General features: G+C 72.7%; 16 protein-coding genes. All 16 read right to left on the bottom strand.

What is annotated here, in order from left to right; translation table 11 throughout:
- Positions 1-65: 65 nt before the first annotated feature.
- The gene (locus DP939_RS11405) at positions 66-707 is read right to left on the bottom strand and encodes a hypothetical protein (RefSeq protein ID WP_113980581.1); all 642 of its coding nucleotides are present in this window, start codon (positions 705-707) and stop codon (positions 66-68) included.
- 5 nt (positions 708-712) lie between these two features.
- The gene (locus DP939_RS11400; protein WP_113980580.1) at positions 713-1,567 is read right to left on the bottom strand and encodes a hypothetical protein; all 855 of its coding nucleotides are present in this window, start codon (positions 1,565-1,567) and stop codon (positions 713-715) included.
- Positions 1,568-1,646: 79 nt separating this feature from the next.
- Positions 1,647-2,798 (bottom strand): prolipoprotein diacylglyceryl transferase, encoded by a 1,152-nt coding sequence (gene lgt, locus DP939_RS11395; RefSeq protein WP_113980579.1) that lies wholly within the window; start codon positions 2,796-2,798, stop codon positions 1,647-1,649.
- A 27-nt stretch (positions 2,799-2,825) separates the two neighbouring features.
- Positions 2,826-3,581: a DsbA family protein gene (locus tag DP939_RS11390; protein WP_113980578.1), complete on the bottom strand. Its 756-nt coding sequence runs from the start codon at positions 3,579-3,581 to the stop codon at positions 2,826-2,828.
- Entirely contained in the window at positions 3,581-4,099 is a 519-nt protein-coding gene (locus DP939_RS11385; RefSeq protein ID WP_263972309.1) for a MauE/DoxX family redox-associated membrane protein, read from the bottom strand. Before DP939_RS11385 ends, DP939_RS11390 begins: the two co-directional genes overlap by 1 nt.
- Before the next feature lie 256 nt (positions 4,100-4,355).
- Positions 4,356-5,171, bottom strand: coding sequence for a tryptophan synthase subunit alpha (gene trpA, locus DP939_RS11380; protein ID WP_113980576.1), 816 nt, complete (start codon positions 5,169-5,171; stop codon positions 4,356-4,358).
- Between the two features lie 63 nt (positions 5,172-5,234).
- Positions 5,235-6,440 (bottom strand): tryptophan synthase subunit beta, encoded by a 1,206-nt coding sequence (trpB, locus tag DP939_RS11375; RefSeq protein ID WP_225878186.1) that lies wholly within the window; start codon positions 6,438-6,440, stop codon positions 5,235-5,237.
- Between the two features lie 35 nt (positions 6,441-6,475).
- A complete protein-coding gene (trpC, locus tag DP939_RS11370) occupies positions 6,476-7,315 on the bottom strand; it encodes an indole-3-glycerol phosphate synthase TrpC (RefSeq protein WP_113980574.1) in 840 nt (279 codons plus the stop codon).
- 100 nt (positions 7,316-7,415) lie between these two features.
- Entirely contained in the window at positions 7,416-7,868 is a 453-nt protein-coding gene (locus DP939_RS11365; protein WP_113980573.1) for a DUF2752 domain-containing protein, read from the bottom strand.
- A 29-nt stretch (positions 7,869-7,897) separates the two neighbouring features.
- The gene (locus DP939_RS11360) at positions 7,898-8,575 is read right to left on the bottom strand and encodes a DUF4190 domain-containing protein (protein ID WP_113980572.1); all 678 of its coding nucleotides are present in this window, start codon (positions 8,573-8,575) and stop codon (positions 7,898-7,900) included.
- Positions 8,576-8,671: 96 nt separating this feature from the next.
- Positions 8,672-8,881, bottom strand: a complete 210-nt coding sequence (locus DP939_RS11355) for an HGxxPAAW family protein (RefSeq protein ID WP_199565087.1) — start codon at positions 8,879-8,881, stop codon at positions 8,672-8,674.
- On the bottom strand, positions 8,878-9,492 hold the full coding sequence (locus DP939_RS11350) for a Trp biosynthesis-associated membrane protein (protein WP_113980570.1): 615 nt from the start codon (positions 9,490-9,492) through the stop codon (positions 8,878-8,880). Before DP939_RS11350 ends, DP939_RS11355 begins: the two co-directional genes overlap by 4 nt.
- Positions 9,493-9,499: 7 nt before the next feature.
- Positions 9,500-9,850, bottom strand: a complete 351-nt coding sequence (hisI, locus tag DP939_RS11345; protein WP_113980569.1) for a phosphoribosyl-AMP cyclohydrolase — start codon at positions 9,848-9,850, stop codon at positions 9,500-9,502.
- Positions 9,851-9,913: 63 nt separating this feature from the next.
- Positions 9,914-10,129 (bottom strand): cell division protein SepF, encoded by a 216-nt coding sequence (locus DP939_RS11340; protein WP_158578540.1) that lies wholly within the window; start codon positions 10,127-10,129, stop codon positions 9,914-9,916.
- Positions 10,130-10,184: 55 nt separating this feature from the next.
- Positions 10,185-11,957 (bottom strand): ABC transporter ATP-binding protein, encoded by a 1,773-nt coding sequence (locus DP939_RS11335; RefSeq protein ID WP_113980567.1) that lies wholly within the window; start codon positions 11,955-11,957, stop codon positions 10,185-10,187.
- Positions 11,954-13,765, bottom strand: a complete 1,812-nt coding sequence (locus tag DP939_RS11330) for an ABC transporter ATP-binding protein (protein WP_113980746.1) — start codon at positions 13,763-13,765, stop codon at positions 11,954-11,956. Before DP939_RS11330 ends, DP939_RS11335 begins: the two co-directional genes overlap by 4 nt.
- Between the last annotated feature and the right edge of the window lie 83 nt (positions 13,766-13,848).

Raw genomic sequence — 13,848 nt, 5'->3', positions numbered from 1 at the left:
CGGCGCAATGTCCGTCAAGGGCCGCGGGCGGCATCGTCGCCGCCGCGGCGGCCGTCAAGGCGGCGCTAAGTCGCCCGCACCACGCGGGCGGTCGCCGCCTGGCCGAGGGTGTCCAGCGCGACCAGGTGCCGGGTGAGGTCCACCTCCGGGCCGCCGATCAGCGGCGCGGCCCAGCTCACCGCGACGAAGTGGCCGAGGGCCCGCGCGTGGGCGCGGCTGCGCGCCGCGTCGAAGTCGTCCGGCACTCCGGGCGCGAGCCGCGCGAACCCGCCGGTACGTCCGGCGAGCGCGTCCACCAGGCGGTCGGCCGCTGCGGCGTCGGCCAGGTTGAAGATCACGAACTGTCCGGCCACCCGGCCGTCCGGCGTCCGGTACCCCGCCCGCAGCGCCTGCGTGCATCCGGCGACCGCCCCGGTCACCGTGTCCCCCCACACCGCCTCGGCGCACTCGCCGGGCGAGCCGGTCTCCCCCCGGTTCAGCACCACCTTACCCGAGCGCACCTGCCCCGCCGCGAACACCTCCGCCACGGTCAGCGGGGCCGGATCCTGGGTCCGCGCGGCGATCGGCGCGTACACCGCCGACGTCCGGTCGCCGCGCACCACGGCGGCGCGCGGCGGGTCATCTACCAGGAACCAGGCCAGCAGGCCCGCGACGACGGCGAGCAGGCAGACGGCGGACACGGCGATCACGATGGTGCGGCGGGACATGGCTCCTACTGCGTCGGCGTGCCCGAGGCGGCCACGATCCTGCGGTACACCGACTTCTCCACGCCGCGCACGGCCAGCGAGAGCGTGACGAAGTCGTCGGACGCGGCGGGCTCGGCCCCGTCGCCGCGGCCGATCCACACCAGCCCGGCGTAGTGGCCCATCGCGTGGCCGCTGGCCTCGGTGTGCCCGTCGCGCGGCATCGCGGCCCGCTCGGCGGGCAGCGCGGCGGCCCAGCCGCCCCTGTGCAGGGTCTCAAGGTCGTTGACCAGGGTGTTGGCGGCCTCGGTGTCACGCAGGTTGAACAGCGTGTACTGGGCGACATAGCGGTTGTCGGCGCTCGCGTACAGGCCGCGCAGCGCCTGGTTGCACTCGCCCGCGGCGAGCCGTTCGGTGAGCGGGGCGCCCCACGCGGCGGCGGCGCAGTCGCCGTCCAGCTTGGTCGCCACCAGCTTCAGGCTGATCTTCCCGGCCTTGAGGGTCTTCTGGCCGAAGACCTCCTTGACGGTGAGGGCCCGGGCGTCGGCGGTGCGCGCCGCGATCGGGGCGAACACCGGCGTCGAGGCCCAGCCGTGGTAGGCGTCCGGTCTGGCCTGCACCGGACTGGTGGCCGATTCGGTTTCCCCGGCGCTCACCCCGCCGCCGAGACCGGTGATGGCGTACGTGAGCGCGACCGCGGCGATGATCACTCCCGCGGTCACCGCGATGATCGTCAGGATGCGCTGCTGGCGGTGGTCCAGCCCCCACCGGGCCAGCGCGTTCTCCTCCAGGGGCGGCGGGGGCGGGGTACGGCGCGGCGCCGGCGGCGGAGTGCGGCGCGGCGGTGCGGTACGACGACGCCTGCGCGCGGGCGCCCTGCTCATTCGCCGGGCACCGGCAGGCCACCGGTGCCGGCGCGGCCCCGCCGGTGGGTCCCGGCCGGGCCGCGCGAACCGCCCACGATCATCTGGTGCCGGCCTCCGGCTCCGTGCCGACCTGTACCGAGCCGTCGGAGTCGCCGGCCTCCGCCTTGACCCGGGCGGCGGCCTCCGCCTCCTCCGCGTCGGCCTGGTCGGTGGCGTGCACCGGGTCGGGCGAGCCGTCGCGCCCGGCGGCGGCGCCGCCCGCGGCGCCCGTGCCGCTCTCCTCGGCGTCGGCCTGGTCGCCCGGATGCGCCGGATCCTCATCACCGGCCCTGAGAGCGGCCGTGGTGGCAGCGGCGGGCTCGTCGTCGGCCTGGTCGCCCGGGTGCGCCGGGTCGTCATCGCCGGTCTGGGTCGTCTCAGGGGTCTCGGCCGTCTCGTCCGGCGGCTCGCCCAGCGACTCCTCGCCGGTCTTGTTCCTGGTCAGCCAGAAGAAGGCGAGCGCGGCCAGGAAGAGCACGATCGAGGTCCACTGGTTCAGCCGCAGGCCGAGGATCTGGTGGGCCTCATCGACCCGCAGCCCCTCGATCCAGAAGCGGCCGAAGGTGTATCCGGCGACGTACAACGCGAACAGCCGCCCGTGCCGCAGCGCGAAGCGCCTGCCCACCCAGATCAGCACGAACGCCAGCGCGAGGTTCCACAGCGACTCGTACAGGAAGGTGGGGTGGTAGGTGTCCGCGCCGACGACCGTGCCGTCGCGGCCCGGGTCGATCTCCAGCCCCCACGGGAGATCGGTGGGCTTGCCGAATAGCTCCTGGTTGAAGTAGTTGCCCCAGCGGCCGATGGCCTGGCCGACGGCGATGCACGGGGCCAGGGTGTCGGCGATCGCGCTGAGCGCGATGCCGCGGCGGCGGCACGCGATCCAGACCCCGACACCGCCGAGCGCGATGGCCCCCCAGATCCCCAGACCGCCGTTCCAGATGAAGAGCGCCTCGATCGGCCGGTCGGGGAAGTAGAGCTGGTAGTCGGTGATGACGTGGTAGAGCCGCCCGCCGACGAGGCCGAAGGGGACGGCCCAGACGGCGAGGTCGACGATGGTGCCCGGGGTGCCGCCGCGGGCGCGCCAGCGGCGCTCGCCCATCCAGACGGCGACGATGATGCCGAGCAGGATGCAGAGCGCGTACGCCCGCAGCGGGATGGGTCCGAGGTACCAGGTGCCCTCGGACGGGCTGGGAATCGAGGCGAGGGGCATGTCAGGTGAGATTAGCGTGTCGGGGGTCTACTTGGCGGCGGCATTGAGAACGGCTTGACGAAGATCCGCCGGCTTGAACGCCGTGTCGTTGAGCTCGGTGCCCGCCAGCAGGACGGTCGGCGTGCCGCGCTTGATGACGCCGGAGCCGAGCACCTGCTTGCTGTAGTCCTGGTGGGCCTTGGCCTGCTCCTGGGAGGTGACGCACTTCTCGAAGGCCGGGTCCTCGATGCCGGCGTCCTTGCCCCAGCCGACCAGGTCGGGAAGCTCGAAGCCCTTGACGGTCTCGCTGGGCTGCTCCTCGAACAGCTTGTCGTGGAAGGCCAGCCACTGCCCGGCGGGGGCGCAGCGCGCCGCCGCGCCCGCGCGGACCGAGTTGGACTTGGTCGGCTCCATCCCGAAGATCGTGATCGGGTGGTAGACGACCTTGACCTTGCCCTCGGCCGCGAGGTTCTTCACCGTCGCGCCGCTGGTCTCCTCCAGCGCCTGGCAGGCGGGGCACTGGAAGTCCTCGTAGATGTCGAGCACCGGGCTCTCGACGCCCGGCTTGGCCATCACCACCGTGCCGTCGGCCTGCTTGGTGATCGGCGCGGTCGCCGTGGTGGCGGTCTCTGACCGGCTGCTGGACGCGGCGTACCACATGCCCGCGCCCACGGCGAGCACCGCGGCGGCCGCCGCGGCCACGATGGTGGTGACGCGCTTGCGCTGCTCGCGCTTGCGGTCGGCCTCGCGCTGGGCCTTGATGCGCTCGCGCGCTCCGGCGTCACCAGAGGTCTTGCGACCCATCAGCCGTTCTCCTTTGTGCCGGGAGCCTCGTCGGCGTCCCATTCGTCGTCGTGGCGGTCGTACTGCTCGCGATCTGGCGCCAGCCCGAGGGCGGAGTCGAGCGCGAAACGCCCGGGCGGGCGGATCGTGATCCAGGCGGCGAGCAGCGCGATGCCGAAGTCCCTGACGATCTCCAAGAGGTATTCGGGATCCTCCCCCGCCGCCAGCTCGCCGCCGCCGCCGAAGCAGCCGCAGTCGATCCGCAGCCCACGGGCCCACGCGGAGGCGATGCCGATGACGAAGGCCAGCATGAGCAACGCGGAGATCGCGCCCGCGATCCTCGTGAGCAGGCCGACAACCAGCAACACCCCTACGACTATCTCCAGGATAGGCAGGCCGTAGCCCACCACGGTCGCCACGGCGCCGGGCAGCAGCTCGTACGCCTCGACGGCCCGGACCGACAGCGCGGGGTTGCCTATCTTGAGCCATCCGGCCACGATCAGCACGCCCGCGACCACCAGCCGGGCCACGGTCGTCACCCAGGGTAGCGCCTTCGCGACAGTGCGCGACCGGATCGACGCGGGCGGTTCTGATGTCACGAGCACCATGGTCTCCTAAAGGGGAGGTGGTCCTTGCATCGGGCGGACTGAAAGCGCACAGTACCCGCATAGATGAGATCACGGGGCGCATAAGAGTGGGGTAAGACCTGCGAGTCCTGCCGCTGTGACCGGCAAAGACCCGCAAGTCAGGTGTATCAGACGACCTCCGGAGAGCCGCCGCGGAGGGCGGCCCCCGTCAGTGTCCGCTGCGCCGTACGCCCGCCGCCAGCTCGGCGGCCAGCTCGCCCACCGCGCGCAGACCCGCCGCCTCGTCGGGCGCGTCGAGCAGGCGGCGGCAGAAGGCCGAGCCGACGATGACCCCGTCGGCGTAGCCGGCCACCTCGGCGGCCTGCGCGCCCGTGCCGACGCCCAGGCCCACGCAGACCGGCAGCTCGGTGTGCGAGCGGGTGCGCTTGACCAGGCTCTCGGCGGCCGATCCCACGCTCTCCCTGGCGCCCGTGACGCCCATCAGGGAGGCCGCGTAGACGAACCCGGAGCAGCACTCGGTCACCGCCGCGATGCGCTCCTCGGTGGAACTCGGCGCGACCAGGAACACCGTGTCGATGCCCGCCTTGGCCGACGCCTCACGCCACTCCTGCGACTCCTCGGGGGTGAGGTCGGGGGTGATGGTGCCCGCCCCGCCCGCGTCGGCGAGGTCGCGGGCGAAGCGCTCGGCGCCGTAGCGGTCGATCGGGTTCCAGTAGGTCATCACCAGGGTGGCGGCGCCGGTGGCGGCCACGCCCTCCACGGTGCGCAGCACGTCGGCGATGCGGGTGCGGTTGGTCAGCGAGCGGTGCACCGCGTCCTGGATGGTCGGGCCGTCCATCAGCGGGTCGGAGTACGGGAGGCCGATCTCGATCACGTCGCAGCCCGACTCGACCATGGCCGAGGCCGCGGCGACGCCGCCCTCCTTGGTGGGGAACCCGGCCGGGAGGTAGCCGATCAGGGCCGCCCTGCCCTCCGCGCGGGTCTTCCCGAACACCGAGGCCAGGGTCGTCGTGGATTGCGTCATCGAATGGCGTCCGTTCTCACCGGGCCGGGCCTGCGGCGGCCCCGCCCCTTTCAAGGTCGGGTGTCACAGGTTGAAGTAGCTCATCGCGGTGCCCATGTCCTTGTCCCCGCGCCCGGACAGGTTGACCAGGATGATCGCCTCGGGGCCCAGCTCCGGGCCGAGCTTGAGCGCCCCGGCCAGGGCGTGCGAGGACTCGATGGCCGGGATGATGCCCTCGGTCTTGGCCAGCAGGGCGAACGCGGCCATGGCCTCGTCGTCGGTGATGCCCGCGTAGGTCGCCCGGCCGGTGTCCTTCAGCCAGGCGTGCTCGGGACCGACGCCGGGGTAGTCGAGGCCGGCGGAGATCGAGTGGGACTCGATGGTCTGGCCCTCGTCGTCTTGCAGGACGTAGGTGCGCGAACCGTGCAGCACGCCGACCGTGCCCGCGGAGAGGGTGGCGGCGTGCTCGCCGCTGTCCACGCCGTGCCCGGCGGCCTCGTAGCCGTACAGCTTGACGTCGCGGTCGGCGATGAAGGGGTGGAAGATCCCGATCGCGTTGGAGCCGCCGCCGATCGCGGCGGCGACCGCGTCGGGCAGCCGGCCGTAGCGCTCCAGCACCTGGCGGCGGGCCTCGACCCCGATGATGCGGGCGAAGTCGCGGACGATCTCGGGGAACGGATGCGGCCCCGCGACCGTGCCGAACAGGTAGTGGGTGTGGTCGACGTTGGTCACCCAGTCGCGGAACGCCTCATTGATGGCGTCCTTCAGGGTCTTGCTGCCGTTGTGGACCGGGACCACGGTCGCGCCGAGGAGCTTCATCCTCGCGACGTTGAGCGCCTGGCGCTCGCAGTCGACCGCGCCCATGTAGATCACGCACTCCAGGCCGAGCAGCGCCGCGGCGGTCGCGGTGGCCACGCCGTGCTGGCCCGCGCCGGTCTCGGCGACCAGCCGGGTCTTGCCCAGCCGCCTGGTCAGCAGGGCCTGGCCGAGCACGTTGTTGATCTTGTGTGCGCCGGTGTGGTTGAGGTCCTCGCGCTTGAGCACGATCCGCGCGCCGCCCGCGTGCGCGGCGAACCGCGGCACCTCGGTGATCGACGTCGGCCGGCCCGCGTAGTCGCGCAGCAGATGGTCGAACTCGCGCAGGAACTCCGGGTCGGTCTTGGCCTTGGCGTACTCCGCCGCGACCTCGTCGAGCGCCGGGATCAGCGCCTCGGGCACGAAGCGGCCGCCGAAGGACCCGAACTTGCCGTTGCTGTCGGGATCGTCACCGAGCACGGCGTTTCCGGCCAGGTCGGCGGTCGTGAGAACGGATCCCTCTGGTGCGGTCACTGATGCCTCTCAGGTCGGTTGTCGGCCCGCGACGGATCGAGCCGGGTGGCCGGGTGCGCCCCCGCCGTGACGAGGTCCACCACCGCGGCCTTCGGGTCCTTGCCGGTCACCAGGCTCTCGCCGACCAGGACGGCGTCGGCCCCGGCCCTGGCGTAGGCCAGCAGGTCATGCGGGCCGCGGACCCCCGACTCGGCCACCTTGATCATACCGTCGGGGACCTTCGGAGCCAGCGCGGCGAACACGTCGCGGTCGACTTCGAGCGTCTTGAGGTTGCGGGTGTTGATCCCGATGATCCGCGCGCCCGCCTCGACGGCCCGCGTCAGCTCCTCTTCAGTGTGCACCTCGACGAGCGGAGTGAGGCCGATCGACACGGCCCGCTCGATCAGCGACACCAGCGCGTTCTGGTCGAGCGCGGCGACGATCAGCAGGGCCAGGTCGGCGCCGTACGCCCGGGCCTCCCACAACTGGTAGGAGGACACGATGAAGTCCTTGCGCAGGATGGGCACGTCCACGGCGGCGCGGACGGCCGCGAGGTCGTCCAGGCTGCCGGCGAACCGCCGCCGCTCGGTGAGCACGCTGATCACGTGCGCGCCGCCGGCCTCGTAGTCGGCGGCCAGGGCCGCGGGGTCGGCGATGGCGGCCAGCGCGCCCTTGGACGGGCTGGACCGCTTGACCTCAGCGATCACCGAGACCTTGTCGCCGCCGAGCGCCGCGAAGACGTCGCGGGCGGCGGGCGCGCGCTCGGCGCGCTGCTTGAGGTCTTCGAGTGAGACGGCCTTCTGCCGCTCCGCGAGGTCGGCGCGCACACCGTCCAGGATCTCGTCCAGCACTGTCATGCCATCTCCTCGCCTTGGAGCTCGGATTCGCTTGCTCGATGGTATCGGCCTGTGCGCACTCGACCGGCCGCAGGGTGGGGGCGGTCACACCCGGGTCCGGTCACGGCGCCAGATAGGCCGCGAAAGGAAGATTGCGCACTACCCAGTACGCGAGGACGCCCGCGAGCCCGATCCACAGCAGGACCGGGCGTACGCGTACGGCGGGCCACGGCCTGCCGCGCAGCGCGCCCGCGAGCCAGCGCCCCCACCACCAGACCACGAATGGGATCAGGGCGACCACCAGCGGGTTGAGGCCGAAGGCGGTCACCGGATCGCCGTGGGCCAGGGCGTGCACGGCGCGCAGCGTGCCGCAGCCGGGGCAGTACAGGCCGGTGAGCATCAGGAAGGGGCACGGCGGGTAGTGGCCGGGCTCACCGGGATCGACGAGCCCGATGTAGGCGACCGCGGCCAGGGCCGCGGCCCCCGCCCCGGCGGGGACCAGCGCCGCGAGCGGCCGGTCGCCCCGGCCCCTGCCCGCCCCCTGTGCCGCCATCGGCCGCCGGACCTCCGTCATCGCCCCTCACACTACCCGCGGACCTGTGTTCAGGACGTGAGGGAACCGGACTCCGCCATGTTGTCGAACAGGAAGAACCCGTAGCCGAGGATCCCGACGATGAACACGACGTAGACCAGCACGACCGCCACCCCGATGTAGGACATCACCAGGCCCGCGATGGCCATGCCGCGGCCGTCCTCGCCGGTCCGCTCGATCTGCTTGAGCGAGACATGCCCGAGCACGACGCCGATGATGGACAGCAGGCCGCAGCTGAGCAGGCCCACGATGCCCACGATCATGGCGGCGATGGCCATGCCGTTGTTGGTGCGCGGCGGCGGGTAGCCGCCGGGCTGGCCATAACCGTAACCAGGCTGACCGTAGCCGCCGGGATCGCCGTAACCGGGCGGCGGCTGGCCCTGGCCGTAACCTTGGCCGTACCCCTGCCCGCCGGGCTGACCGTGGCCCTGGCCATAGCCGCCCGGCTGGCCGTACCCCGGACCGGGCTGCTGCCCCTGGCCGTACGGGGGCTGGTTCCCGTAGCCGTCAGAGGGCGGCTGGTCCTGGTAGCCGCCATTGCCATGGCCGTAGCTCATCAAGGTCTCCTCGGTGATCGGCGCTTCACTGGCCGTGCGCTCGAATCGGCGACCGCTGGTAAACCGTTCCACACGGGGGAAGACCTCCGCCACGACCGTCAGGGTGACGATCGTGATCTGAAGGCGGCCCATCAGGTCACGCGAGAGTACGCGCGCAAAGCGTAGCGACAACCGGCCGCAGCAATACGCGGAAAGTCCGCTTTGCAGGAAAGTTGTGACCAGAGGGGATCAGGCGGGCTGCTTGCCGAGTCCCATCATCTGCATGACCTTGCCCACGATCCCTCCGGCCACCACCACGCCGAGGCCGCTGAAGAAGATCGTCGGAGAGTCCCAGATGAGCGCCAGGCCGCTCACGGTCGAGCCGATCAGCATGATCGCCACGGTGGTCCACGCCGCCGGGCTGCCGTGGTCGTTGGTCGGGTCCTTGCCGGCCATCATTTCTCCTTGTCGTGCTTTACGGGGTCGGCCGTGGGATCGACGCCCTCGTCGAGCGCGTCCCACATCGCGCGGTCACCGGAGGCGGCGGCCTCACGCCGTGATCCGGGGCGATCGTACCGGGCGGACATGGCGGCCCAGCGTCCGCCCCGCACGCAGGCGACGAGCCCGGTGAGCGCCAGCACCACGCCTCCGGCCAGGGCGACCGCGGGCCAGGGCCAGACGGCCTGGGCGGCGGCCTGGCCGCTCAGCGCCAGGGCGCTCTGCCGGGCGGCGGCCTCGGCCGCGGCCGGGCCCGACGCGGCCGACACGCCGGTCGCCGCGGCGACGGCGGCGCCCACGCCGCACAGCGCCAGGACCGCGCCCACCACGCGCCGCCACAGGCCGCGGGTGGCCAGCACGGCCACGGCGGAGGCGGCGGCGGCCAGCGCGAGCGGGGTCAGGACCGGGACCAGGGTGCCGCCGGACACCGGCACCGTGCTCGCCGGGCCGCCCGCGACGCCGCCCATGGTGACCTTGGCCCAGTCGCGTCCGGCGGCGAACAGCGTCAGGCCCGCGCCGAGCGCGCAGGCGACCACCCAGATCGCGAGGCCGCGCCGGGAGTCGGCGGTCACCGCGCGCTCATCCGGCGGCGGGCACGGCCAGCGCGCCCGCGTCGAAGCAGGTGCGGTCGCCGGTGTGGCAGGCCACGCCCACCTGGTCGACCCGCAGCAGGATCGTGTCGCCGTCGCAGTCGAGCGCGGCGGATTTGACCCACTGCGGATTGCCCGAGGTCTCGCCCTTCACCCAGTACTCCTTGCGGCTGCGCGACCAGTAGGTCGCCCGGCCGGTGGTGAGCGTGCGGTGCAGTGCCTCGTCGTCCATCCACGCCAGCATCAGCACCTCGCCGGTGTCGTGCTGCTGGACCACGGCGGGCACCAGCCCGTCGGGGTCGCGCTTCAACCTGGCCGCGATGGCGGGGTCAAGGGACATGCCCCCAATTGTGCCGCACCGGCCGGGCGGTCCCCCAACAGGTGGCCCCTATGAGCGGGCCGGTCAGCGGGCCGCGGGCAGCAGCAGGAAGACCCGGTCGGTGAGGCGGTCCATGTCGCCGCCCCGCCCGCACACGAGCCCGGCGGCGAAGTCGACCATCTGCCTGGCCTCGGCGTCGGGCAGGGCGCTGAGGTCCATCACGACGGGGACGCCCGTGCGGAAGTAGTGCCCGACGTAGATCGCCTCGTCGTAGGCGCGGGGGCGCAGCTTTCTGATCACCAGGCCAGTGTGCACCTCGTACCGGTCCGCGCTCCAGCCCCGGCGGCCCGTCCGTTCAGGAGCGGGCCGCCGAGATCCAGGAGGCGTGCAGTTCCGCGTAGACGCCGGGCTCCTCGACCAGCGTGCGGTGCGGGCCGCGCTGGACGATGCGGCCCTGGTCGAACACCAGCACCTCGTCGGCGGCCTCGGCGGTGGACAGCCGGTGGGCGATGGAGATCGCGGTACGGCCGCGTGTGACGCCCTCCAGGGCCCGCGCCAGCCGTACCTCGGTGGCGGGGTCCACGGCGGAGGTCGCCTCGTCCAGCAGCAGCAGGTCGGGGTCGGCGAGGTAGGCGCGGGCCAGGGCGACGAGCTGGCGCTCGCCCGCCGACAGGGACTCCCCGCGCTGGCCGACCGGCGTGTCCAGCCCGGCGGGCAGGCCCTCCAGCCAGTCGGCCAGGCCCAGTTCGGTGAGGGCGAGCAGGATCTCCTCGTCGGTCGAGCCGGGCCTGCCGTAGCGGATGTTGTCGGCGAGGGTGCCGTCGAACAGGAAGCCGTCCTGGGGGACCATCACGATGCGCTCGCGCAGTGAGGAGAAGCGCACCTGGCGCAGATCCTGGCCGTCCACCAGGACCCGGCCGGACGTGGGGTCCATCAGGCGGGTGAGGAGCTTGGCGAAGGTCGTCTTGCCCGAGCCGGTCTCCCCCACCACGGCCACGCGCGTACGCGGGCGGATGTCCACCGTCACGTCCTTCAGCACCGGCTTGCCGCCCGGGTAGGCGAACCCGACCGACTCGAAGGAGACCTCGATCGGGCCGCGCGGCAGGGTGACGCCGTCCTCGCCGGGGTCGGCGACGTCGGGCGGGGTGTCGATCACGCCGAGGACGCGCCGCCAGCCGGCGATGGCGTTCTGCGCCTCGTTCAGCACCTCGGTGGCCATCTGCATCGGCGCGAAGAAGAGCGTGATCAGGAACAGGAAGGCGACCAGGCGCCCGGCCGTGATGTCGCCGTCCAGGCCGAGCCGTACGCCGAGCAGCACCACGGCGGCCAGGGCCAGGGCCCCGACGATCTCGGTCACCGGGAAGACGATGCCGACGATGGTCTGGGCGCGGGTCTGCGCCGAGCGGGTGGCGTTGATGGCCCGGTCCACCCGGTCGGCGGTGCGGTCCTCGGAGCTGTGCGCGCGGATCACGCCCGCGCCGACGACGGACTCGCTGATGCCGGACAGCATGTCGCCGGTGCGCTCCCTGACATGGGTATAGGCCCCCGACAGGCGGCGCTGGACGCGCGGCAGGGCGACGAACAGCGGCACGAAGCACCCCCACACCAGCAGGGTGAGCTGCCAGGAGTAGACGAACATCAGCACGCTGGCGACCACGATCTGGCCCAGCGCGACGATGATCATCATCCCGCCCCACTGCATGAAGTTGCTGATCTGGTCCACGTCGCCGGTGACGCGCGAGACCAGCGCGCCGCGCCGTTCGGTGTTCTGGGTGAGCACGGACAGGTCGTGGACGTGCCGGAAGCCGCGGACCCGCAGGGTCGCCAGCGACGACTCGGTGGACTTGTAGAGCCGTACGTTCATCAGGTACGCGGCCACGGCGGTGACCACGACGGCGGCGGCGCACACCAGGACGGCGGTACGGATGTAGGGCAGGTCGGGGACCGCGCCGCGCAGGCCGGTGTCGATGGTCTGCTGGACCGCGATCGGCACGATGATCTTGCCGAGGGTGGCGATCACCGCGAGCGCGATCGTGCCCGCGAGCCCCTTGCGGAACTCCGGGGTGAGCGCGAGCCCGCGCCGGACGGTGGCGAGCGCGGAACGCTCGACTCCCTGCAGGGCGCTCAAGCGGAGACCTCCTCGGGGTCATCGGAGCGGGACGGGGCGGGCGAGCCGGAGTCCGCCAGGGCCTCGCGCTCGGCCTCCTCGCGCTGGTAGGCGGTGACCAGCTCGCGGTATCCGGCGCAGTGGACGATGAGGTCGGCGTGGGTGCCGCGGTCGGCGACCCGGCCGTGTTCGAGGTAGATCACCTCGTCGGCCAGGGCGATGGTCGCCATCCGGTAGGCGATGACGACCACCGTGGCGGCCTCGGCGGCGTCCCGCAGGCCGTACAGGATCCTGGCCTCGACCTGGGGGTCCACGCTGGAGGTCGCGTCGTCCAGGATGAGCAACCGGGGGCGGCGGACCACCGCGCGGGCCAGGGCCAGGCGCTGGCGCTGGCCGCCGGACAGGGTCGCGCCGCGCTCGCCGATCTTGGTGTCCAGGCCGCCGGGCAGCGCGCTGACGAAGCCGTCGGCCTGCGCGAGCCGCAGCGCCGCCCAGACGTCCTCGTCGGGGATGGGCAGGCCGAGCGTGACGTTGCCGCGCACGGTGTCGTCGAACAGGAACGTCTGCTGCGGCACGAACGCCGCGACCCGGCTGACCTCGCCGCGGGCGGCCTCGCGCAGGTCCACGCCGTCCAGCCGGACCGTTCCCGATGTGGGGTCGACCAGCCGCACGAGCGTCTGGGCCAGCGTGGACTTGCCCGATCCGGTCGGCCCGACCAGCGCGACGGTACGTCCGGCCGGCACCTCGAAGGCGACGTCGTGCAGGACGGGGCTGTCGGAGTAGGCGTAACCGAGCCCTTCGACGGTGAGCGCCGCCGGGGCGGCCCGCTCGCCGAAGGTCTCCGTGCCGTACTCCATCGCGCCGGTCGCGTCCAGCACGGCCTGCACCCGCCGCCAGCCGACCACGCTGCGCGGCAGTTCGGCGAGCACCCAGCCGAGCGCCCTGATCGGGAAGGCGAGCAGGGTGAACAGGTAGGCCACCTGCACGAGCACGCCGACGGTGATCGCGCCCGACTCCAGGCGCATCGCGCCGACCAGCAGCACGGCCAGCACGCCGAGCGTGGGCAGCGCCTCCAGCATGGGGTCGAACAGGCCGCGGATGCGGCCGACGGCGATGTTGGCGTCGCGCAGCGCGCCCGCCCTGGCGGCGAACCGCTCGGTCTCCAGGTCCTCGCGGCCGAGGGTCTTGACGACCAGCGCGCCGTCGAAGCTCTCGTGGGCGATCTCGCTGACCTCGGCGCGCAACTGCTGGGCCTTGGTGACCAGCGGGCTCAGCCTGCGCTGGTAGACCAGGTTGAGCACGGCGATGGCCGGGAAGATCAGGAAGCCCACGACGGCCAGTGCCGTGTCGGTGAGCACCATGCTCACCGCGGCGGTGAACAGCATGACGATCACGCCGACGGCCATCGGCAGCGGCGCGAGCGGGGCCCAGGCGGCCTCGGCGTCGGCGCTGGCGTTGGACAGGAGCTGGCCCGTGGGGTGGCGGTGGTGCCACGACAGCGGCAGCTTGAGGTACTGGCGGGTGACGCCGCGCCGCGAGCGGGCCTGCATGCGGTACTGCATGACGCCCGCCAGGATGCGCCGGCCGGCCACGCCGAGCGCCTTGAGCAGCGCGGTGCCGAGGATCAGCAGGACGCCCGTGGCGACCACGCCGCCGGCGATGTCCCCGTTCTCGAACGCCTCCTGCACCACGTGCTCGGTGGCCCACCCGAGCGCCCAGGCGGAGGCGACCGTCATGCCCCCGTAGACGGCGCTGGAAAGGACCGCGAAGGTGAAGACCACCGGCTCCGCGCGGATGGCCACCCAGAGCACCTGGAGGCCCTCGCGCATGACGGCGGTGGTGACCTTGCTCGCCACGATACGGGGGTCCTTTCGACGGCTGATCGACTATCTGCAGGGATTCCGTATGAAAT

This window comes from Spongiactinospora rosea (assembly GCF_003315795.1).
Lineage (GTDB): Bacteria > Actinomycetota > Actinomycetes > Streptosporangiales > Streptosporangiaceae > Spongiactinospora > Spongiactinospora rosea.
This window is presented reverse-complemented; position numbering and strand designations above follow the sequence as displayed.

What these genes read in the sequence shown, in the direction of transcription:
- DP939_RS11405 (WP_113980581.1), bottom strand. Translation starts at nt 707, where the DNA reads ATGTCCCGCCGCACCATCGTGATCGCCGTGTCCGCCGTCTGCCTGCTC.
- DP939_RS11400 (WP_113980580.1), bottom strand. Translation starts at nt 1,567, where the DNA reads ATGAGCAGGGCGCCCGCGCGCAGGCGTCGTCGTACCGCACCGCCGCGC.
- lgt (WP_113980579.1), bottom strand. Translation starts at nt 2,798, where the DNA reads ATGCCCCTCGCCTCGATTCCCAGCCCGTCCGAGGGCACCTGGTACCTC.
- DP939_RS11390 (WP_113980578.1), bottom strand. Translation starts at nt 3,581, where the DNA reads ATGGGTCGCAAGACCTCTGGTGACGCCGGAGCGCGCGAGCGCATCAAG.
- trpA (WP_113980576.1), bottom strand. Translation starts at nt 5,171, where the DNA reads ATGACGCAATCCACGACGACCCTGGCCTCGGTGTTCGGGAAGACCCGC.
- trpC (WP_113980574.1), bottom strand. Translation starts at nt 7,315, where the DNA reads ATGACAGTGCTGGACGAGATCCTGGACGGTGTGCGCGCCGACCTCGCG.
- DP939_RS11365 (WP_113980573.1), bottom strand. Translation starts at nt 7,868, where the DNA reads ATGACGGAGGTCCGGCGGCCGATGGCGGCACAGGGGGCGGGCAGGGGC.
- DP939_RS11360 (WP_113980572.1), bottom strand. Translation starts at nt 8,575, where the DNA reads ATGGGCCGCCTTCAGATCACGATCGTCACCCTGACGGTCGTGGCGGAG.
- DP939_RS11355 (WP_199565087.1), bottom strand. Translation starts at nt 8,881, where the DNA reads ATGATGGCCGGCAAGGACCCGACCAACGACCACGGCAGCCCGGCGGCG.
- hisI (WP_113980569.1), bottom strand. Translation starts at nt 9,850, where the DNA reads ATGTCCCTTGACCCCGCCATCGCGGCCAGGTTGAAGCGCGACCCCGAC.
- DP939_RS11330 (WP_113980746.1), bottom strand. Translation starts at nt 13,765, where the DNA reads ATGCGCGAGGGCCTCCAGGTGCTCTGGGTGGCCATCCGCGCGGAGCCG.